General features: G+C 41.2%; 14 protein-coding genes. 8 read left to right on the forward strand and 6 right to left on the reverse strand.

Going from position 1 to position 20591, the window contains the following annotated elements; all coding sequences use genetic code 11:
• Positions 1 to 45 precede the first annotated feature (45 nt).
• A complete protein-coding gene (locus tag AC58P7_RS02400; protein WP_497339807.1) occupies positions 46 to 1041 on the reverse strand; it encodes a YqhG family protein in 996 nt (331 codons plus the stop codon).
• Positions 1038 to 2828 carry a DEAD/DEAH box helicase gene (locus AC58P7_RS02405; RefSeq protein ID WP_497339808.1) on the reverse strand — a complete coding sequence of 597 codons (1791 nt, stop codon included), beginning with the start codon at positions 2826 to 2828 and terminating at the stop codon, positions 1038 to 1040. Before AC58P7_RS02405 ends, AC58P7_RS02400 begins: the two co-directional genes overlap by 4 nt.
• Before the next feature lie 217 nt (positions 2829 to 3045).
• Between AC58P7_RS02405 and AC58P7_RS02410 the strand changes: the two genes are divergently transcribed.
• Positions 3046 to 3885 (forward strand): lipoate--protein ligase family protein, encoded by an 840-nt coding sequence (locus AC58P7_RS02410; protein WP_497339809.1) that lies wholly within the window; start codon positions 3046 to 3048, stop codon positions 3883 to 3885.
• Positions 3886 to 4008: 123 nt separating this feature from the next.
• Here the strand turns inward: AC58P7_RS02410 and AC58P7_RS02415 are convergent, their stop codons facing one another.
• From AC58P7_RS02415 to dat, 4 genes are all read right to left on the reverse strand, one after another.
• Positions 4009 to 4803: an ABC transporter ATP-binding protein gene (locus tag AC58P7_RS02415; RefSeq protein ID WP_497339810.1), complete on the reverse strand. Its 795-nt coding sequence runs from the start codon at positions 4801 to 4803 to the stop codon at positions 4009 to 4011.
• Entirely contained in the window at positions 4803 to 5717 is a 915-nt protein-coding gene (locus AC58P7_RS02420) for an ABC transporter permease (protein ID WP_497339949.1), read from the reverse strand. The genes AC58P7_RS02415 and AC58P7_RS02420 overlap by 1 nt, the downstream gene beginning before the upstream one ends.
• Positions 5718 to 5791: 74 nt before the next feature.
• Positions 5792 to 6844, reverse strand: a complete 1053-nt coding sequence (locus tag AC58P7_RS02425; RefSeq protein WP_497339811.1) for an ABC transporter substrate-binding protein — start codon at positions 6842 to 6844, stop codon at positions 5792 to 5794.
• Positions 6845 to 7133: 289 nt separating this feature from the next.
• Positions 7134 to 7964, reverse strand: a complete 831-nt coding sequence (gene dat, locus AC58P7_RS02430; protein WP_497339812.1) for a D-amino-acid transaminase — start codon at positions 7962 to 7964, stop codon at positions 7134 to 7136.
• Positions 7965 to 8240: 276 nt separating this feature from the next.
• Between dat and AC58P7_RS02435 the strand changes: the two genes are divergently transcribed.
• The 7 genes from AC58P7_RS02435 (at position 8241) to AC58P7_RS02465 (ending at position 20536) form a co-directional block, all read left to right on the forward strand.
• A complete protein-coding gene (locus AC58P7_RS02435; RefSeq protein ID WP_497339813.1) occupies positions 8241 to 10886 on the forward strand; it encodes an adenosylcobalamin-dependent ribonucleoside-diphosphate reductase in 2646 nt (881 codons plus the stop codon).
• A 469-nt stretch (positions 10887 to 11355) separates the two neighbouring features.
• A complete protein-coding gene (locus AC58P7_RS02440; protein ID WP_497339814.1) occupies positions 11356 to 15000 on the forward strand; it encodes a YobI family P-loop NTPase in 3645 nt (1214 codons plus the stop codon).
• 618 nt (positions 15001 to 15618) lie between these two features.
• Positions 15619 to 15873: a hypothetical protein gene (locus tag AC58P7_RS02445; RefSeq protein WP_497339815.1), complete on the forward strand. Its 255-nt coding sequence runs from the start codon at positions 15619 to 15621 to the stop codon at positions 15871 to 15873.
• A gap of 107 nt (positions 15874 to 15980) precedes the next feature.
• Entirely contained in the window at positions 15981 to 16199 is a 219-nt protein-coding gene (locus AC58P7_RS02450; RefSeq protein ID WP_497339816.1) for a sporulation protein Cse60, read from the forward strand.
• Between the two features lie 401 nt (positions 16200 to 16600).
• Positions 16601 to 17350, forward strand: a complete 750-nt coding sequence (locus AC58P7_RS02455; protein ID WP_497339817.1) for a hypothetical protein — start codon at positions 16601 to 16603, stop codon at positions 17348 to 17350.
• A gap of 6 nt (positions 17351 to 17356) precedes the next feature.
• Positions 17357 to 19462, forward strand: coding sequence for a transposase family protein (locus tag AC58P7_RS02460; RefSeq protein WP_497339818.1), 2106 nt, complete (start codon positions 17357 to 17359; stop codon positions 19460 to 19462).
• A gap of 123 nt (positions 19463 to 19585) precedes the next feature.
• Positions 19586 to 20536, forward strand: coding sequence for a TniB family NTP-binding protein (locus AC58P7_RS02465; RefSeq protein ID WP_497339819.1), 951 nt, complete (start codon positions 19586 to 19588; stop codon positions 20534 to 20536).
• Positions 20537 to 20591 lie beyond the last annotated feature (55 nt).

Raw genomic sequence — 20591 nt, forward strand, 5'->3', positions numbered from 1 at the left:
GTTAGAACCTGTTGCGTGTTATTTGCGAAGTTTTAGCGACTTGCGTCAGTTTCTGGATGATAATCGACTCGCATTTAAATGAAACAAACCGCCATTAATGACAGAAACGGCGATCCGCGGTTTATGCTGCCAATCGATTTCTTCCAGTCGATTCCGACATTGAATTTCGATTTCGTCTCTTTTGTCGGGTTCTGCTGCGAGTAAAAGAGCGTTGTAATAGCCTTCCACACGATCGATTTCACTGCGGTGCTGTGCGTTCGCTTCATCAGCCCATCGATGGTCGTAGGTACTAATTTTGCGCTCTAACGTCATCTCAAGGGCGTTGATCGCCTTCGGTATAGAAATCGTGTCTGGTAAAATGTGACTATTCGCAGGAAGCTTCGGAGAGAGACTTTTCGTTAACATATGCTTATGAAAATGTTCGCGAATTTCCCCGCTATTAAGCTGAATCGCAAGGGAATGAATTTCTGTTCGCTTACGATCACAGAGAAGCTCAACCTTGTAGTTCACACAGAGCCACGTATTATAGACGAGGGAAGCATGAAACGTCGCCCCCGTCGGGAAGGGCTCTTCGAATAAATGGATGAACCGTCCTCGTTCGCGCACGATGCCAAAGATCTGGTCAAGTCGTCGGCTGCCGAAGGTGACTTCATCTTGCGGAACTCGCGTAGTGATCGTCGTCGGAACAAAGCCGAAATAGCGGCCGAGAATGCTATCCGACGCCCCATCAGGCTGGTTGGTAGGCTGGGCACCCCCTGGTCCGTAGCCCGTGGTGGCAGGACTTTTGACAGCTGTAACGGCCGCTTTGTGCTTCGCTTCCAGCTTCATTTGCTCGGGGTCGAAAATGAATTTATAGGTCATCGTCTCAGCAGCCGTCCCGGTACGCTCTATAAAGCTCCAATAGTATGGACGACCTGTCATTTCTCGATCGGCTTCGGGGGAGAGCTTAGCCGTGACATAGGCTGGCGTTTTCTCCAGAATCGTACAGTCATAGGCTTCGAGAAAACGCATGACGAACGTGTGAATGTTTCGTTTATTCATGGTCTTACCTCCACACTATGCGATCCGCCTACCGCATCAAGGATACCCTGAAACTGTGCGCCATACTGCGGATTTTGTTCGATTTCTTGCTTCACTTCGCTGAAGGAATGTCCGAGCTCGTCGATTTTGCGGCGAATGTCTTCGCCAGAACCTGCTTCCATGACCATGCGGAAAAGGGACGTTTCGAGCGAGCCTCGTTTCTCGATTTTCTCCAAAATCGTATCTAACTGCCCGATGACCAATTCGAACATATTGATTTTCTCATGCAATAACGAGAGGATATGTTCTTCAATGGTATTCCTTGTGGATAAGTTGTAAATGTTGACATCATGCGTTTGCCCGAGGCGATGAACACGGCCGATCCGTTGTTCCACGCGCATAGGGTTCCACGGAAGATCGAAGTTGATCATGTTGTGGCAAAATTGGAGATTAATCCCTTCGCCACCCGCCTCGGTTGCAATAAGCACTTGAACGCGATTGCGGAAAAGATCCATCATCCAATCTTTTTTGCCGCGATTCATGCCTCCGCGATAGGGGACGGCGGTTATCTTACGTTCTTTGAGGTAGTTCAATAAATATTCTTGGGAAGCCCGATACTCGGTGAAAATAATCACTTTATCGTTGATGTCTTGAATGAGCCTCATGGTGGTTTCCGCTTTGCTATTCGACTTGATGCTGCGAATAAGCTCGACGAGCTCCCATATTTTGGGCCGTACTGGCGAGTCTTCGGCTGTCTTTTTAAATAAATTCACCAACGTAATGAACACAGCGTCCCGTGAGCTGCATACCTCGCGCTGGAGAGTAATCATAGAAAGCATGGAGCTGAGATCGCCGCCACTCTCGGAATAGCGAGTTCGCACAAAATTCGTAACCCCATCATAGAGCGCTTGCTCATCATCCGAAAGCGTGAGGGGAATATTTCGCACAATCCGCTTCGTATAATGAACACCCCCGTCTCCGCGACGGTTACGGATCATCACTTTGGAGAGCTCCTGCTGCAGTTGAATTTCATTCTTCGGTGTACGCTTGCCAACAACAAAGTTGCTCTTGAAGCTGTTCTGACCGCCAAGCTGGCCTGGCTTCAGCAAGGTAATCAGGTTGTAGAGCTCTTTGAGATCGTTCTGCACAGGCGTAGCTGTGAGGAGTAAGCAGTATTTTTTGCGCAGCTCGTTGACGAAGGTGTAGTTGGTCGTTTTTTTGTTCTTGAGCTTGTGCGCTTCATCGACGATGAGCATATCGTATTCAAGTCCCATCACAATGTCGCGATGCGGATCTCTTTTGGCCGTGTCCATCGAGGCTACGATAATGTCAGCTTGCTGCCACATGTAGGCCTTTTTATGCGCAACGGCAGGGATGCCGAATTTGGTATTCAATTCCCGAACCCATTGCAGCACAAGGGAAGCGGGTACAAGGATGAGTGTTTTGCGGACAAGTCCGCGGATCATGTATTCTTTTAAAATTAAACCGGCTTCAATCGTTTTCCCAAGTCCAACTTCATCGGCCAAAATGGCACGTCCACGCATCTCATTTAGAACTCGCTTCGCTGTATCAATCTGATGCGCCATAGGCTCAAGTGTCCCAAGATGTGCGAGGCATTGCATATCATCAAACGTAGAAATAAGCCCCGACTCTTCCGATTCGTAGGCAAGCTGGTATAAGGTCCAGTCGTCCCAAGGACCTCCTCCACGTACACGATTGTCCAGCTCGGTAAACCAGTCCCTCTCAAAATGCATATCCAGCTGTTTATGAATGGGGCGAATGTTCTCTTGCTGATCATGTTGACGCATGGCTGTGCCCTCCTAAACGTTCTGATTGTGCTCCAACCCTCGCAAACGTCGAATACATGTTAGTATGTCCAGAGTAGAATCTTTCATAACTTTTCCCATGTAAGAGTTTTACTGCACGGTAGAGCTCTGAGGTCGTAACGAGTGGGCGGAGTATGATATGATAGAAGTTGATTTTGGGGAAAAGGTATCGCGGTTTAGGAAAGGATGACGAATTGAGATGACAGCATGGCGATTTATACATACAGGAGATCGTTCTCCTGCTGAAAATATGGCTTTGGATGAAGCGATTCTAACCGCTCATAGTGAAGGCAAAGTTCCTCCGACGGTGCGTTTCTATGGATGGAATCCAGCCACCTTATCGATTGGTTATTTTCAAAAGGCAGCAGAAGTGGATCAGGAAGCTGTCGCGAACGAGGGGATCGGCTTTGTTAGACGTCCAACGGGCGGAAGAGCCGTTCTTCATGATAAAGAACTGACGTACAGCATCATTGTGGCAGAAGATTATCCAGGCATTCCGCGTAATGTGACGGAAGCTTATCGCGTGCTGAGTGAGGGGCTATTGCAAGGTTTTCGTGCACTTGGTCTTGAAGCGGAAATGGTGCAGCTAGCTAGTGACGAAGAGAAGGAGAAATATGCATCCGCTGGTTCTGCGGCTTGCTTCGATTCGCCTTCGTGGTACGAGCTGGTGGTGGAAGGGCGCAAAGTGGCAGGCAGCGCACAGGTTCGGCAGAAAAACGTCGTGCTGCAGCACGGCTCCATCCTGCTCGATATGGATACGGATCAGTTATTTCGGATGCTGCGCTTTTCCAATGAGAAGGTAGCGGATCGGATGAAACAGAGCTTCTTGAAGAAAGCTGTGGCGATTAATGAATTGCTGCGCGCACAAGGGAAAAAGGAAGTAACGCTGGTTGAGGTTGAGGAAGCGTTTCGACGCGAAATCGCAAGAGGGCTTGGCGTTGAACTCGTGGAGGCATCGTTGACGGACTATGAGATTGAACTTACGGAGCGTCTTGTCCATGAGAAATATGGAACGGATGAGTGGAATTTGCGTCGTTAATCAAAAAAATTAATATAGTAACATTGACCACGTATTATAAAGAAAGAGGGCAGTCCAGGAAGCCGTGAAAGATGGCTTGGGGCTGCCCTTTGTGTTTGTTTAAAAGATTGTACCGGATGTTGTTTAACCAAGCACCACACGGTCATCCGATAGCTTGTTGCCGCTGATGTGCTCAAACTCACCGAGCAACTGTTCCACTGTGAGGTCTTTCTTCCGTTCCTCACTCACATCCAGAATGATGCGGCCTTTATCCATCATGATCAGGCGATTGCCTAGACGAATCGCTTGTTCCATATTGTGCGTGACCATGAGCGTGGTCAGCTTCATTTCACGTACGATTTCCTCGGTCAATCGTGTGATGAGTTCAGCACGCGCGGGATCCAAGGCGGCGGTATGCTCATCAAGCAGCAGAATCTGCGGCTTGGTGAACGTTGCCATTAGCAAGCTGAGGGCTTGACGCTCTCCACCGGAGAGCATACCAACTTTCGCGCGAAGACGTCCCTCCAGGCCGATGCCCAGGCGCTGCAGCTGTTCTAGGAACAGCGCGCGCTTACGCGCGGTGACGCCAAAGCTCAGCCCGCGCTTCTTGCCGCGGGCATAAGCCATGGCGAGATTCTCCTCGATGGTCATTCGAGGAGCGGTCCCCGCCATGGGGTCTTGAAAGACGCGGCCGATCCAGCGGCTGCGCTCGTATTCCGGCAGGTGGTGGATAACTTCGCCGCCGATACGCACTTCGCCCGCATCCGGCGTCATAACGCCAGAAATGATGTTCATCAGCGTCGATTTACCGGCGCCGTTACTGCCAATGACCGTGACGAAGTCGCCGGGCTTCAGGTTTAAGTTAATGCCGATAAGTGCGATTTTCTCATCCGCAGAAGCGGGGTTAAAAAGCTTGGAAACATGCGAGAGCTGCAGCATTATCGCTCACCTCCATTGTTCATTTGCATCGCGCGAGCGATGAGCTCAGCCGAACGTCGCTTCGCGGTCGCTTTTTGCTTAATCGCTCGCTGCACCGAAGGTAGAACGAGCGCGATAATCACGATGATCGCGGTAATTAACTTCAAGTCGGATGCTTTGAGCCACTCGACTCTGAGCGCCAATGCGACAACAATCCGGTATACGATCGAACCGAGTACAGCAGCCAAGGTTGCTTGGAAAACCGACCGAGCACCAAAAATGGCTTCCCCAATAATAACGGAAGCTAGTCCAACGACGATCATCCCGATGCCCATCGAGATGTCTGTGAAGCCCGATTGCTGCGCGATGAGTGCGCCAGATAGCGCCACTAACCCATTCGATAAGCTCAAGCCTAGTATGGTTGTTTTGTCTGTATTTGCACCAAAACTGCGAATCATTCGTGCATTGTCCCCTGTCGCTCGCAGGGAAAGCCCAAGATCGGTATGAAGGAACGCATCGAGCAGTAATTTGAATACAATCACAATAATGAGCACGACCACAATTGGCGACATCGAGGTGAACAAAGTATCTGCTCCGAGAAGCGAAATGTTCGGTTTGCCCATGATGCGCATATTAATCGAATACAGGGCAATCATCATGAGTATCCCTGACAGAAGCCCATTAATTTTTCCCTTCGTATGAAGCAGTCCCGTACAAGCTCCAGCCACAAGCCCACCTGCAAAAGCGGCTAAACAAGCTAGCCATGGCGAGTAGCCATGAGCAATCAGAATCGCTGCAATGGCACCGCCTGTTGTAAAGCTTCCATCGACCGTTAAATCGGGGAAATCGAGAATACGAAACGTAATATAAACACCTAGCGCCATCAACGCATAGAGAAGACCTAGCTCGATGGCACCACTGATTGAATCCATCATCATTATTTTCCTCCTTACTTTGAAAAAAAGAGGCGAACGAAAGTGACGTTCACCCCTTTTTGTGTCTTTCATTGTTACTGAATGATGTTTTTCTCTTTATCCTTTACAGCAGCTTTCATCGCATCCGTTACTTCGATGCCTTGTGCATTGGCAGCTTTCAGGTTGAGGATTAGATCCATTTTGTCAGGCACGGTTACTTTCATATCCGCTGGTTTTTTACCATTCTTGAGAATATCGACAGCCATTTGGCCGACTTGGTAGCCGTGATCATAGTATTTGAAGCCAACCGTTGCGAAAGCTCCTTTTTCCACGGTATCGCGATCACTGGAGAAGAAAGGGATTTTCTTTTCGTTTGCGACTTGAATGATCCCATCCACACCGCTAACAACTGTGTTATCAAGCGTAATCAAGAAAGCATCTGCTCGGCCAACAAGGGATTGGGCAGCTTGTTTCACTTCAGACGTATTCGTTATAGGTGCTTTAACGAGCTTAATGCCATGTTTGGATAAAGATTCTTCGGCATTTTTGGCCATAATAACAGCATTTGGTTCGCCTTCATTGATGACAAGGCCAACTGTCTTTACCTTTGGCATGTTTGCAGCAACGAAATCCATTAATTGGGCAACGGCCATTGGATTCGTGTCCGAAGCTCCGGATACGTTACCACCTGGCTTGTCCAAATTACTCACGATTTTGGCTGCAAGCGGGTCAGTAACAGCTGCGAAAAGAATCGGAGCCTTCTTCACTTGCTGTACGATGGCTTGTGCGGATGGGGTTGCAATTCCAAGCACGAGATCGTTGTCAGCGGAAGCTATTTTTTGGGCGATGGATAAGTTGTTGGGCTGATCGCCTTGTGCGTTGTTGTAATCAATCTTTAAGTTCGTACCTTCAACGATACCAGCATCTTTTAGCGCTGCCAAAAAGCCTTGACGTGTGGCATCCAAAGACGGATGTTCTACAATTTGCGAAATGGCGATCTTGTAAGTCTTTGCTGCGGCTGCCGTAGCTGCCGGAGTTGCTGAAGCTGTACCGCCTGCCGCAGGAGTTGGATCAGCCTTCTGACCACAACCTGCTACGACCATAAGTGCTGCTGATAATACGAATGATACGAGTGCTTTCTTTTTCAAATTTAATACCCCTCTCGTGAATCCTAGTTGTTGCTTGGACGCATTGCCCGCCCACCACGTTAACGCTTTTGCTTGGCAAAGTGTGTGGGTGCGGAATATCCAAGGTCTTATATAATTAACCATAGTTTAATTGGCTCTTGGGTTTCCGTCAATTGTTTTATCCACATTTGTGTGTTTTTTGTAAACATGTGTCGGCAATAGCTGTGGGCTAGAAAGAGGGCATCCTAGAAGCCATGTTAGATGACTGTGGCTGCCCATTTGAAATTGAAAGTTTGGTAGTGTGATCCCTCTAGTTGAGAAAGGTCCTTTCGAATTCAGCTTGGAGCTGCTGGGTGATCGTCCCAGGTATACCTGTTCCGATTGCTTGTCCGTCGATTTGTAGAATTGGTGTGATTTCCACTGTCGTACCTGTGATAAAGGCTTCGTCCGCTTGCAAGAGCTGCTCCGTGCTGAAAGCTTCTTCTTTGACGGTGATTTCGAGTGCTTGTGCCAAACGTAACACGACAGCACGTGTAATGCCATGCAGAATCAGATGATTCGCTGGATGCGTATACAGGATCTTATCTTTGACCATCATCACATTCGATGCGCTGCACTCTGTTACCGTGCCTTCGCGATGCAGAACGACTTCTTGCACACCATGATCAAGAGCAGCTTGTTTTGCGAGCACATTTGGGAGCAAATTTAGGGTCTTGAGATCGCATCGTAGCCAACGAATATCGGGTTGAGTGATCGCTTTGATTCCGTTCTGGATCGTGGCTAGTGGGCGCTTCACTTCGGAGCAGTACGCTAGGAGAATTGGTTCAGCCTTGGCGGGGAAAGGATGCGCGCGAGGCGCCTCTCCACGGGTGATTTGCAAATAAACCGTGCCTTCGATGAGTTCATTTTGCTGAATGAGCTTTCCCAGAATGTCAATGATTTCATCATTGTTGTACGGTAATTGTAAGCGTACTTCGCTCGCTGTACGTTCGAGCCTTTCCATATGGGCCGCGCCCTCATAAATGTGTCCATTGTAAACGCGAAATACTTCGTAAATGCCGTCACCGAAATAATAGCCGCGATCATCAGGTGAAATCTGAATGTCTTTTTTATGTACGAAATCATTTTTATAAAAATACATGTCGATGCGCTCCTAATAAAAATATTTTATGGAACATATGTTCTAAAAAATACTCTGATGTGGTATCCTACTTATAGGTTATCAAAGGAAGAGAGATGCGTCAAAGCTAGTAAATCTGCGGATAGAGTGAATTTGGTTCTTTTGCCAATGGCTCAACCATATGTTGTGTAGTATAATAAGTTGGCAATACCATATATTGAGAATTATTGGCTACAAACTCTTGTAGCTACTATCTTAATTGCAGCTGAATATGCAGTCTATTGGGAGGCTTAAGGCATGGGGAATGTTTATGAGAGCAAGAAGCTTACGGGACTAAGTGAGAAAATATTTTTGGATCGATACGCGTTGAAGAATGCGGACACGAGTCATGCAAAGGTAGGAGACACGGTCCTTGTCCTGACAAAAGATGATCCGAAATTCCCAGCCAAAGAGGTTGGCGAAATTATTAGTCGTGAAGGAAATATCGTGAAGGTTCGAACGCGCAGTGGGGAAACCGTTGAATCTGCCGTTGAGAAACTTACTTTAAATATGGAGAAAACACCGGAAGAAATGTGGGACCGCTTGGCAGGTGCTATGGCATCTGTAGAGAAGACAGCGGAAAAGCGTCAAGAATGGACGGAGAAATTCAAATACATTCTGAACGATTGGAAGCTTGTACCAGGGGGACGTATTGCAGCTGGCGCGGATGCAAGTGATGAATTAACGCTATTTAACTGCTACGTTATTCCTTCGCCCAAAGATAGTCGTGGTGGAATAATGAGTACACTGACCGAAATGACTGAGATTATGTCACGCGGCGGTGGCGTTGGGATCAACTTGTCTTCCCTTCGTCCAAGACGCTCTGTTGTGAAGGGAGTTAACGGTTCTTCAAGCGGTGCTGTTTCATGGGGCGGACTTTTTAGCTACACAACGGGACTGATCGAGCAAGGTGGGAGTCGTCGCGGGGCGTTGATGCTCATGATCAATGATTGGCATCCGGATTTGGAGGATTTCATTACGGTGAAGTCTACCATGGGGCAAATTACGAACGCGAACTTGTCCGTGTGCGTTAGCAACGGCTTTATGAAAGCTGTGAAGGAAGATTTGGAGTGGGAACTTGTTTTCCCTGATACGACCGATCCTGAGTACAATGAATTGTGGGACGGCAATTTAGATGCATGGAAAAAGCTAGGCAAGGCTGTTAAGCCTTATCGCACTGTTCGTGCGCGGGATGTTTGGCATTCCATTATTGAGTCGGCTTGGAAATCGGCGGAGCCAGGCGTTGTATTCTTGGAATATTACAATCAAATGTCCAACAGTTGGTACTTTAACCCGATTATTTGTACGAATCCATGTGGGGAGCAGGGGCTTCCGGCTTGGGGCGTTTGTAACTTGTCTGCGATTAATCTTTCTAAGTTCTATGATGCGGAGAACCATGATGTTGATTGGGAAGAATTAGCTACAGTCGTGCGCTATTCGACGCGTTTCCTTGATAATGTCATTGATAAAACGCCATATCATTTTGAAGAAAATCGTGCGAATCAGCATAATGAACGTCGTGTAGGACTAGGAACAATGGGTCTGGCCGAGCTTATGATCCTTTTGAAAATTCGCTACGGCAGCCCGGAATCGTTGGTGTTCTTGGACAAGATTTATGGCTTCATGGCGAAAGAAGCTTACTTGGCTTCAGCTGAGATTGCTGGTGAGAAAGGATCCTTCCAAGCCTTCATCGAAGATAAGTTTATGGAGAGCGGCTTTATGAAGAAGATGACCAGCGTCTATCCAGAGGTTGGTGAAGCGATTCGTCAGCATGGGATGCGTAACGTTACCGTTATTACCCAAGCGCCAACGGGAAGTACGGGTACGATGGTTGGTACTTCTACGGGAATCGAGCCTTACTTCGCCTTCGAATACTATCGTCAGAGCCGTCTAGGCTTCGATAAACAGTATGTGCCGATTGCGCAGAATTGGAAGGATGCGAATCCAGATCAAGATTTACCGGATTACTTCGTTACTTCCATGAGCTTATCCGCTGAAGATCATATTCGTGCACAAGCTGCGATACAAACGTGGGTGGATAGCTCGATTTCGAAGACAGCTAATTGTCCAGCCGACTTCACGGTTGAAGAAACCAAACGACTCTATGAATTGGCCTATGATCTGGGTTGTAAAGGTGTGACGATCTATCGCGATGGCAGTCGTGATGTACAAGTATTGAGCACGAGTTCAGATAAGAAGGATGAGAAGCCGGAGGTAAAAGAGGTACAGCCTGAAGTTGCTCCAGTAGCTGTCGCGGCGGAGGCTGTTGCGGAAACAGAGAGCTTATCTCACTTGTCTGGCAAGCTCGCAGTGAACGTGGATGCTAAGACTGAGCAAGTCTTTGATAAACAATACAAGCGCCGTCCGCAAATTCTGCGTGGCGCTACCTATAAAGTGAATACCCCATTCGGTATGGCGTATATCACCATTAATGATATGAACGGAACACCGAGCGAGATTTTCCTTAACGTAGGAAAAGCGGGATCTGACGTGTTCGCGATGTCCGAAGCACTCGGCCGCGTATGCTCCTTGTTCTTGCGGTATGGCGATCACGGTGACAAAGTGAAGCTGCTCGTGAAGCACTTGAAAGGCATTGGCGGCTCTGGCGCCATTGGTTTCGGCAACAACCGCGTCGAGTCGATCGCGGACGCGGTTGCCAAAGCGCTCGAGCAGCACGACGAAGTGATGAGCGAGCCAGACGACGCGCGGAACTACGTGACCGCGACGAGTGAGGTGCTTGAGGCAGCGCCGGCGGCAGCCGCGGCTAGTTCTCACGGGCACGCAGCTCCGAGCGCGACGACTGTCGCGTCTAAGGACCTGTGCCCGTCGTGCGGTTCCGCTTCGCTAGTGAACAGCGAAGGGTGTAAGAATTGCGTCAACTGCGGCTACAGCAGATGTTCGTAGGTAAGAGCCAGGGCGGGGTGCCCTGGTTTTTTTTTGTGAGTTGTAACTTGAAATGTCGGTGATTGGAATATGAAATGTCGTTGAGCTTGAACATAAATGACGTTGGCTCGTACCTTTATGGTATGGGCTTTTTTTATTTTTTATTCGAATTATCATGGCTTTATTGACTGTTAAAATCTCAGTAGTTAATGAGAGGGAATGGTTTATAAAAATTGAATATAGAATGTCACTTTTTCATTTTAAGTTGCTCCATCACCATTCTGAGTGGGGAGCATGCTGCTTTAGCAATCGATTCCAATAAAAGGAATTTGTCGATATATAGCGAATAAATACACATATGGCTTATCTGAGAATACACTGGTTTAGGTTGGTGGTAAATTTGAATTTCTTTCATAAACACACGACCAATTTATAGATATTTAGTAAGAATGTTTTATTGCAGTCGAAAAAGTATTTAATGAGGTGCGCGATGAAAGCGAAATTACTGTTCCATATAGGGAACTTCCTGATCTTAATAATTAAAATGGTAGAAAAGGTGCATATATTTGTTACATCCAAAAACAATACAAGCAATAACATATATGAATCCTTGGTACCAAGCGATAATGTTGATCCCGAAGGAAACTACTCCAAAGCATTAGATTGGTCTCTACAAAATAAAGAAATTAAAAATGTTGCATTATCAGGTCCTTATGGTTCAGGTAAAAGTAGTTTATTAAAAACCTTTGAAAAGAAAAATTCTAATAGGTATGATTTTTTGAATATTTCTTTATTAACAACGCAAGCAGAAAGATCTGATAATGAGGCAGTTGATACCTTAGAAAAAAGTATTTTGCAACAAATGTTCTACAAAGTAAAGGATGAAAAAATACCCTTTTCTCGTTTCAAAAGAATCAATAATGTAAAGGATGTATCGTTCTTTTATTGGCTGTTTACTTCTTCATTGTTCCTATTTTGTATGATTGAATTATTTAAAACAGGATTTTTAAAAAATTTATTAAGTAATACGTTTTTTGTTGTTGAAGTTACTAATCAGGGGTTGTATAAAAGTATTATTGTGGCATACTCAATAACTTTTTTATTAGTTTTTTTGTACCGTAGTTATAAAATGATATATAAAAATTTGAGGTTGAGTAAAATTACTCTTAAGAATACAACTTTAGAAGTAATGGCTGAAAAATCAGTCTTTTCCAAATATATTGATGAGATTTTATACTTTTTTGAAGCCACTAAATATAATGTAGTGTATTTTGAAGATTTAGATCGATTTAAAAATTTAGAGATATTCGAAAACTTGCGTGAACTCAATGCACTAATTAATAATTCTGAGAAGATAAGGAGAAAAGTAACTTTTATATATGCTATTAAAGATGACATGTTTGGTGAGAAAGATAAGTTAGAAACTAGCAGGAATAGAACTAAGTTTTTTGATTTTATTTTACCAGTAGTACCAATAATAAATTCTTCTAATTCCGGTGAAGTTTTGAAGAAGAAATTAGAGAACGAGAACATTGGACTTGGGATTACAGAAAGTTTTATAAGTGATATAACAATTTTTATTGATGATATGAGATTGTTAAAAAATATATTCAATGAATTCGTCCTATATAAAAGTAACTTGGGGAGTATTAATTTAATTCCTAATACTTTACTTGCCATGATTGTCTATAAAAATATCTATCCCTCAGACTTTGCAAAATTACAGTTTAACGAGGGGATGGTTTATAACATTTTTGAGAAGAAAAATGAACTTATTCAAAAGCGGATAAATGCCATAAATAACGATATTGAAGTTGTCGAGTTAAAAATCATTCGGGTTGAACATGAGAGCTTAAATTCAATTGAAGAATTAACAACTGCTTATGCAATCGCTATATTCGGTTATCACAACAATGTTACAGTTTATATGGACAATTCAAATTACAACAACGCTAGTCACGGATCCACGTTGTTTAATAATATTGAATCGGCTAGAAATATAAGAGTATCTCGAAACGGGAATACGAGTAATTATTCAAAAGAAGAAATGTTAACTGTATTCAATACAAGAGAAAACTTTTATTTGCGTCAAGAAGCTATAACGAATAAAATTGAAAATCGATTAAATGTTTTAAAAGTTGAATTGCAGCAGCTAAAGGAATTGAGAGAAGAAGTAAAGTTATGGTCTATGATTGACATAATTCAACAGAGTCCATTTGATGATATCTTCACGGAGGATATCGCTAGCGAAAAATTGCTAGTATTTTTACTAAGAAATGGTCATATTGATGAAACTTACCATCAATATATAACTTATTTTTATCCAGGTAGCCTATCAATTGAAGATATGCGGTTTATTATGAGTGTGAAAAATCAAGAAAGTTTGCCATCCAACTATAATTTGAATAAGGTACAACAAGTAATTGAGAGACTATATGCGAACGATTTTAAGAGACCAGAGATACTAAACATCAATCTTCTAAACTTTATTATCAACACTGCAAGTGAGTATACGCTGTTTCTTAAGTTGATAATGGCACAGCTGTCCGACGAAACAGAGAGCTCGACTCAATTTGTTGACATATTCAGAAAGAGCACAATACATAAGGAGAAGTTTATAGAAGAACTATGCAAAGAATGGACTGGAATTTGGAAGTTCGTCGATCTTAAGTCAATGTATCCAGAGGCAAAAAAGGAAGATTATTTGTTAGATATTTTATATTATGGTTCTATAGGAGACATACAACTACTGAACATTGATAATGTATTACTAAATTACATAGTAAACAAGGATAACTTTTTAGATTTGTTATTAGATGAATCAAAGCATGAAAAAGTTAACGAAATTATTTCTTCTCTGCAAATTAAATTTAAAGTTATTTCAAGTTCTACAGCAAATAATAAAGTGTTAAAACATATTTATTTAAATAACCATTATGAAATCAATAGGCAGAACATTGAGTTAATGCTGAGAATCTTTGGAAATCTACCAACAGAAACAGCTCATCATAATTACGATAGTATCTTGAAATCAAATTGTACTGAACTTATTGACTATGTAGAGGAAAACATTAATCAATATATTTCACATGTTTATTTGGCACAGATAATTATCTATGAGGATGAAACTGCATTAATGATCCTACTGAATAATAGCGGAATTACTTTTGAGTTAAAGCAAGGAATAGTACAAAAACAAGAGATGATGATAACAGATCTAATTTTAATTGAGGAAACTGAACTTTGGTCAGTTTTGCTCATGAACAATAGAATGTTACCAACGTGGGAAAATCTTATTAGATACCTTGAAAAGTACAAACTCGATGACGCGGCAATAGTCTATTTAAATCAGACTAATAACTGTGAGGAATTATCAAAAACTAAATTGACCAACTTAGAAAGTACTTCAGGCAAAGAACTAAAAGATATATCCGAGATGATTATTAATTCTAGAAATATTAGTTATGAATCTTTTAACATTATCTCAAAAAGCTTGCATAGATTTATCCACTATCCGCTAAATGAATTACCAATTCAAAGAATTCAATCCTTGATAAACAACAGAATTTTGGCTATATCACCGGAAAATTATTCGGAATTAAAACAATTGAACTCCAATCAAGATTTGCAGATTCTACTAATTGAGAAAGAACCGCGGAAATTTATGGAACAACTAAGTGACTATAATCTTACCCCTGAAGAAGTTGTTATGTTATTACGTTCAAGATTTTTTAATGCAGACCAAAAGTGGAAGATTGTCCAAAGCTTAAGTGTTAGTGATCTCCCAACTGGATTAGAGTCGGCAGAGATTATTACCAAAATTATACAAGAGAATGGAATAGAAATAAATACCGAATTCCTTACTTATTTAATGGAGACTCAAATCTCTATAGAATCCAAACTACGCTTAATGTTAAGTCAAATTAATGATATGGATAATGAAGAGATAATGATAAATTTAACGAAACTCGGTTCTCCATACTCAGAAATTACAGAAAGAAAAAGGCCTTTACTTGATGCAAATGAATTAACGCAAAAATTAGTAGAGACTTTATCCCAAAAAGATTTGATTTCTTCATATAAAAATGAGCGCGGGTTAATTCGAGTACACACTAAACAAAGAATGAATGGATAAGAGGAAGTTCTTGACTTCCTTAAATGGGTGCTACGGCCTTATTCTTGATTCTGAGAACATCATTTATCTCCCTCTTTAAGTAGGTTGTTTTTTTATGGAATAGAATGACGTAACTAATTGGGCGAGTTAACCAATTTGGAGGTCTAAAATGGACTGGTATGTAAGAGTAAAGGGAAAAAGTTTTGAACTTATTCACTAGCAGAAGTTTTTAATTCAGAAGATGCTTGTATCCAATTAGAAGAAGGAGAAGAAAATCAGTTTATTTTAAAATCAAACACTTTCTCCGAATTAACTAATGCCCATGATGTATTTCGAAAAGCCAATGAAATAATTGAAAAGTTAAATGGTATCGGTAATTTCACAATCAGCTTTTATAATAGTATAGCTATCGATACCGTCGTTAGAATTGGTGAAGATGGTGGTAAGCGAGGGGCTACAATTTTTGGAACAGCTCAATTAATAGGTAGAAGTTATTTAACCGCTAACGGGGTTGTTGTTAGAGATGGTGAAGAAGTTCCAAGTGAGGAACACGTGGGATTATCACTACAAGAAAAATAGGTAAGACTCTCTCATATAGATGAGAACGTAAATAAAGTAATCAGGTTATTGAACAATGGAATGGATAATTGGGTGAATTTATATCGCATTCTTGAAGTTATTGAAGGTGATCTCGGAGTAAGTATAGCGGATAAGGGTTGGGCGTCGAAAAGTAAAAAGAAGCTCTTTAGTCGTACTGCGAATAGTCCAGTAATCGGTGACCTTTCAAGACATGGATATAGTGAAGATGAACCGCCAGCATCTCCTATGGAATTGTCAGAAGCGAAACAGATTATTAGAAATGCTTTGGCAAATTGGTTGAATGAGAAGTTGTAAGAAGTAAGGTTGTAACAATATTTTTTATGCATACCAGCTTGTTCCTAATGGAATAAGCTTTTTTTTATTGTGTATATATTAGTTATTAATCATGGAGGTGGGCAGTAATGGGAACAAAGGTTAAAATCCTAGCTGAATTTAAAGAAAGTGAACTCGAAAAAGACATCAATGATTTTTTGGTTTCATTAGAAAATGAAGGAGCAAAATTAGTTGATATTAAATTTAACTGCGCATTTGCTGCTGATGAAACGCATAATCACGAATTATATTCTGCACTTGTAATTTACCAACCGCCTGAGTATAAACCTTTACGGAAACCTTATTAAAGTGAGGTACAGATTTACCACATTTAGTCGTCCATTGTGATTTACAGTGTAAAGAATAACGGACTAATGACAAGCGAGTCATTTCACTTCGCTTCAATTCCATTCAGCAAATGTACTGGGAAGAGAAGTAGACGCGCGACATCATTCTCAATCCTCGTCAGTTGGGCTTCTCTATGCTCACACTGGGGAGGTTTTTTGAGTGTATCATCAATGACCCCAATTTCTCATTTAATATATTTCTTATTAATCATTAATTTTCCATAACTTAGATGCTCTAGTAAACCAGGTCAATCTAGTTTATTTTAGCAGTAAATTCTTTGCGTTTATCCACAAAAGAATGGGTAATACTGAAAAGTATTCATATCTGGAACATATTCTGTCACTTTTCAGGAGGATGGTAAATGGACTACAACTGGAGTACTAAAAAAGATTGGAGCAATGAGGATAAATTATACTCGCGGAAACGAAATGTCACGAATAAAGGCAGCCGAGAATTCGAGCATCTAATAGGGAGTATTTACAGTCACAAAATGAAGCGAGGGGTTCAATATGAATCATTTTGGGGTGAGTGCCTTTTTTATTACTTACTTGAGCTCGATCGGTTAACAATTCGTTACTATGAGCAGCCAGTCAATGTTTCAAAAAAGAGACTAACTAAAGAGTACATATTGAAAGAAGAAGTACATGTACCAGATGCTCTAACTTTCAGAGATGGTTCAAGACCTATCCTATTTCAAATAAAAGGTGGAAACAGTAAGGTTGAGCAGGACCCCATTCTATATACCATTTGTGAGAATTATGCTAGAGAACAGGGTTGGGAATATAGTTTGGTAAATCCAAAGGTAACAATACCAGAAATCATAAAGGATAATATATTGTGGCTAGTGAATTACTTGCGACCAAGAGAGTATTTTACTAATTTGATTCCAGAAGTTAAACGCAGGGTAGAATACCTTCATAAAGTTGAAGTGATACGCTTGGCAAAAAGTTTTGAACCCAAAGTGGACTATCGCCATGTGCTGCCGCTGATATTTCATCTAATTGCAACAGGTATTTTGATGACAAATATAAATAAAAAAATTGACCACACAAGTGAAGTTTCGTTTGGAACAATTTTCGATGACATTAATTTACTATTTGAGAGGGAGTAGCTGCAAATGAAGTTACATAATCCTTTAGCAATAGATGACGAATTCTATTTAAATGGTGTTAAATTCTTCGTTCAAGATATCCAAGCACCTAATATTTTGTATTATAGGGAAGATGGAGATAAAAAAATAAGGGAGATAAGCTACATTTCCTTACTAGAGGATTCTACATTCATAGGCCCAGATGAAGTCATGAAGAGATCAGCTAAAAATGAATCTAAAGTTGAAAAAAAAGTAACTTTCATGTTAGATACCTTAATTCCAGATAGAAAAAAGAAGACTATTCTGCGGCTCAATTTAATAAAGCCGATACTTCTTTACGATAAGGCTAAACAAGGGGATTTGTACGCTTTAAATTCCTTTAATGAAATATATAAAGGATATCTGAATGGTAATAAAACCATAGCCAAGTTAACAAAAAAAGAACTTTTAGAACGAGTGTCAAAGAAATCAAAGGAGAGTGGAGAAAAGAAAATATCTCCAAGGCAATTGGAGAGGTATCTACAAGATTACTATGAATCTGAAAACAACAGGGAAAACTTCGGAGTTGAAGGCCTCATCTCAAAAGCCTATTATAATTCTCATTCTAGGGAAGATGAAAAAGCTATCCAAATTCTTCATCCGAAAAAGGATGAAATCATCTTAGATACAATTTACTGCAGAGTTGAAAATGAAGAATATGTTCCACTAATCGAGCAAGGAATCAAGCGATTCCTATCAAAAAAAAGAAGGAAGATCACTCATCTACATTCTGATTTGGAGATTCTGTGTTCTTCTAAGAATTTAGAGCCGCTACTTTACGATACTGTCTATAAAATGGTTAAAAGGATTAATGTACAAATTTATGATAGGTTAACGAAAGGGATTATGGAAGCAGAATATCATGATCCAATAACACAAAGAGTTTCAGGTTATTTTGCCAAATGCCCACTTAATGTTATTGAGATTGATCATGTTAAACTCCCAATAAAACTGATTGATGAGACAACTGGTAGTGATCTTGGGGAGCCATGGCTAACTCTTGCTATTGATGTGTATACCAGGATGATTTGGGGATTTGACCTTTCTTTTCAAAATCCATCTGGCCATAAAGTTATGTGTGCAATTTACAATGGGATTTGTCTCAAACGATCGAAAGAAATGTATGGAACAATTAATGATTGGGAGATGCATGGAATTCCAACTGTAATTTATATGGATAACGGTCCAGAGTTTAACAATGCATATGTAAAAAGTATGATTGAAGATGAATTACAGGCAGAAGTGAGATTCAGACCTGTAGCTACTCCTAGATATGGAGGAATTATTGAAAGATTTTTTAGAACAATCAATGATGAGTTTTTGGATCAATTGTTGGGTTTTTATAATAAAGGGAGTAGGGCAGAGGAGCGTCAAGCAGCTAAAAAAGAAGCTATTCTTACCCTAAGTGACTTAAGAGAACTACTGGTTCGTTATTTTGTTGATGTGTATCACTTTGATACCCATAGGGGCTTACCACTTGAAGAAGAAACCCCCGCTGTGCGATTTCATTGTGCTGTTGATATAATGGGTTACCCTCCAAGTATTCCAGCTAATCAAGAGACAAGCTATTTAATTAAGTTGCTACCAGTGGACATGAAATCATACGATAAAGACGGAATTCGTGAGGAAAATGTAAGATATGCTTCACCAGAGACAAGTCGTTTTGTTAATACTCGTATGAAGAAAAATGTGAAGATTAAGTTTGATGTACGTGATATATCCCACATCTATATTTTGGATACGATTAATCAATCGTACATTGAAGTACCATCTATATCTCCCCCTGCTGAGCAAGTGCAAGGAATGAGTCGTGATCTCTACAAAGCAATTCGCAAAATACTAATTGAGAAAGGGAAAATTAATAAAAGACAAATACCTGGTACGGATCAAATCATTGAGGGAAAGAAACTAATTCAAGAGCGGTTTGAAACAATGGTGAACAAAAACAGCTCAATGAGGAAACATATTTTGAATAAAGGTGGTACTTTGTCAGTTGCTTTACCAGCTGGAGAACCAACTAAGAGAGCTGCTCCTAGTAAAAAGCAAAGTCTAATTGAAAGATACAATAATCAGCGAATTAGTAAAGAAAGTTAATGTTAAGAGGTCATTGGCCTCTTTTTGTTTTAACTTCCCATGAAGGCTGCAGTAACGGAGAATAACCCTAGTATAAGTTGGCAATCCTTTTAACAATTATATTTAGAGGGGGGCTAGGTGCTAATGAAAAACAATGAGCATAAAGAGTTTCAAACTCGAATTAGTAACTTATTCATTGAACATGATGAGGTTACAAGAATATGGAAAAGGTTGGATAAAAATCGTAGGAATAAAAGAGCGGGTATAGAGAGTGATGATTCCCCTATACATATATTTATTGAAGGGAAGTCTGGCGCTGGAAAATCCATGACTTTAAAAAAATATGTGAAACAGAATAAGGGATGGACTGTGATAGATGAGGACTATACGGAAACTGATATTAAGCCAGTAATCTATATGACCTTGCCTATTCCATTCACATATAAAGGTTTCTATAATAATATTCTTAAGGCTATGAACTTACCTCCTCGTAATGCAGATGTCGATCGAATAAAGACTCAAGCATTTGAATTGATGAAGGCACTGAAGGTAGAAATGCTCATCATTGATGAGTTGGATTACTTATTAGCCTCAACTTTTGTCCAACGAAAAGCTGTAATGGAGAATATTAAAGATATTGCTAATTCTGCGGATGTATGCTTAGTATGTGTTGGGACCCTTGCTATTGAAGAGCTTAGAACTTTGAATACTCAACACATTAGACGTTATCCTAAAACAGTTTTACGTCATTTTGAGAAGTGTGACGACGCGTTTAAATCATTCATTAAGAATATTGAAGTTCAACTATCACCGCCTCCAGGGCTTCTGGATTGGACTCAAGATGGAAGTGTTTTTCCCGAGTTTCTTTATGAAATTACAGGTGGGCTAGTTGGATGGATTAAACCTATACTAAGGGAAGCTTTTGATATTATTGGAGTTATGGAGGAGGACTTTAATGACTTTAATGTATTGAAGAAATTAGATGGGACCGTCATCGCAGAAGCACAAAAAAATATAATTGGAGAATTTGCTGATAACGATATGGCTAAAATTCTGGCTGATGAACTAATGTCGGAAGAGGAAAGCAGCGCGTAGCTGACTTTAATTTAATCATGATTTAAAAATATAAGCGGTGGCAATTATGCCACCG

This window comes from Paenibacillus sp. J22FR5 (assembly GCF_059691975.1).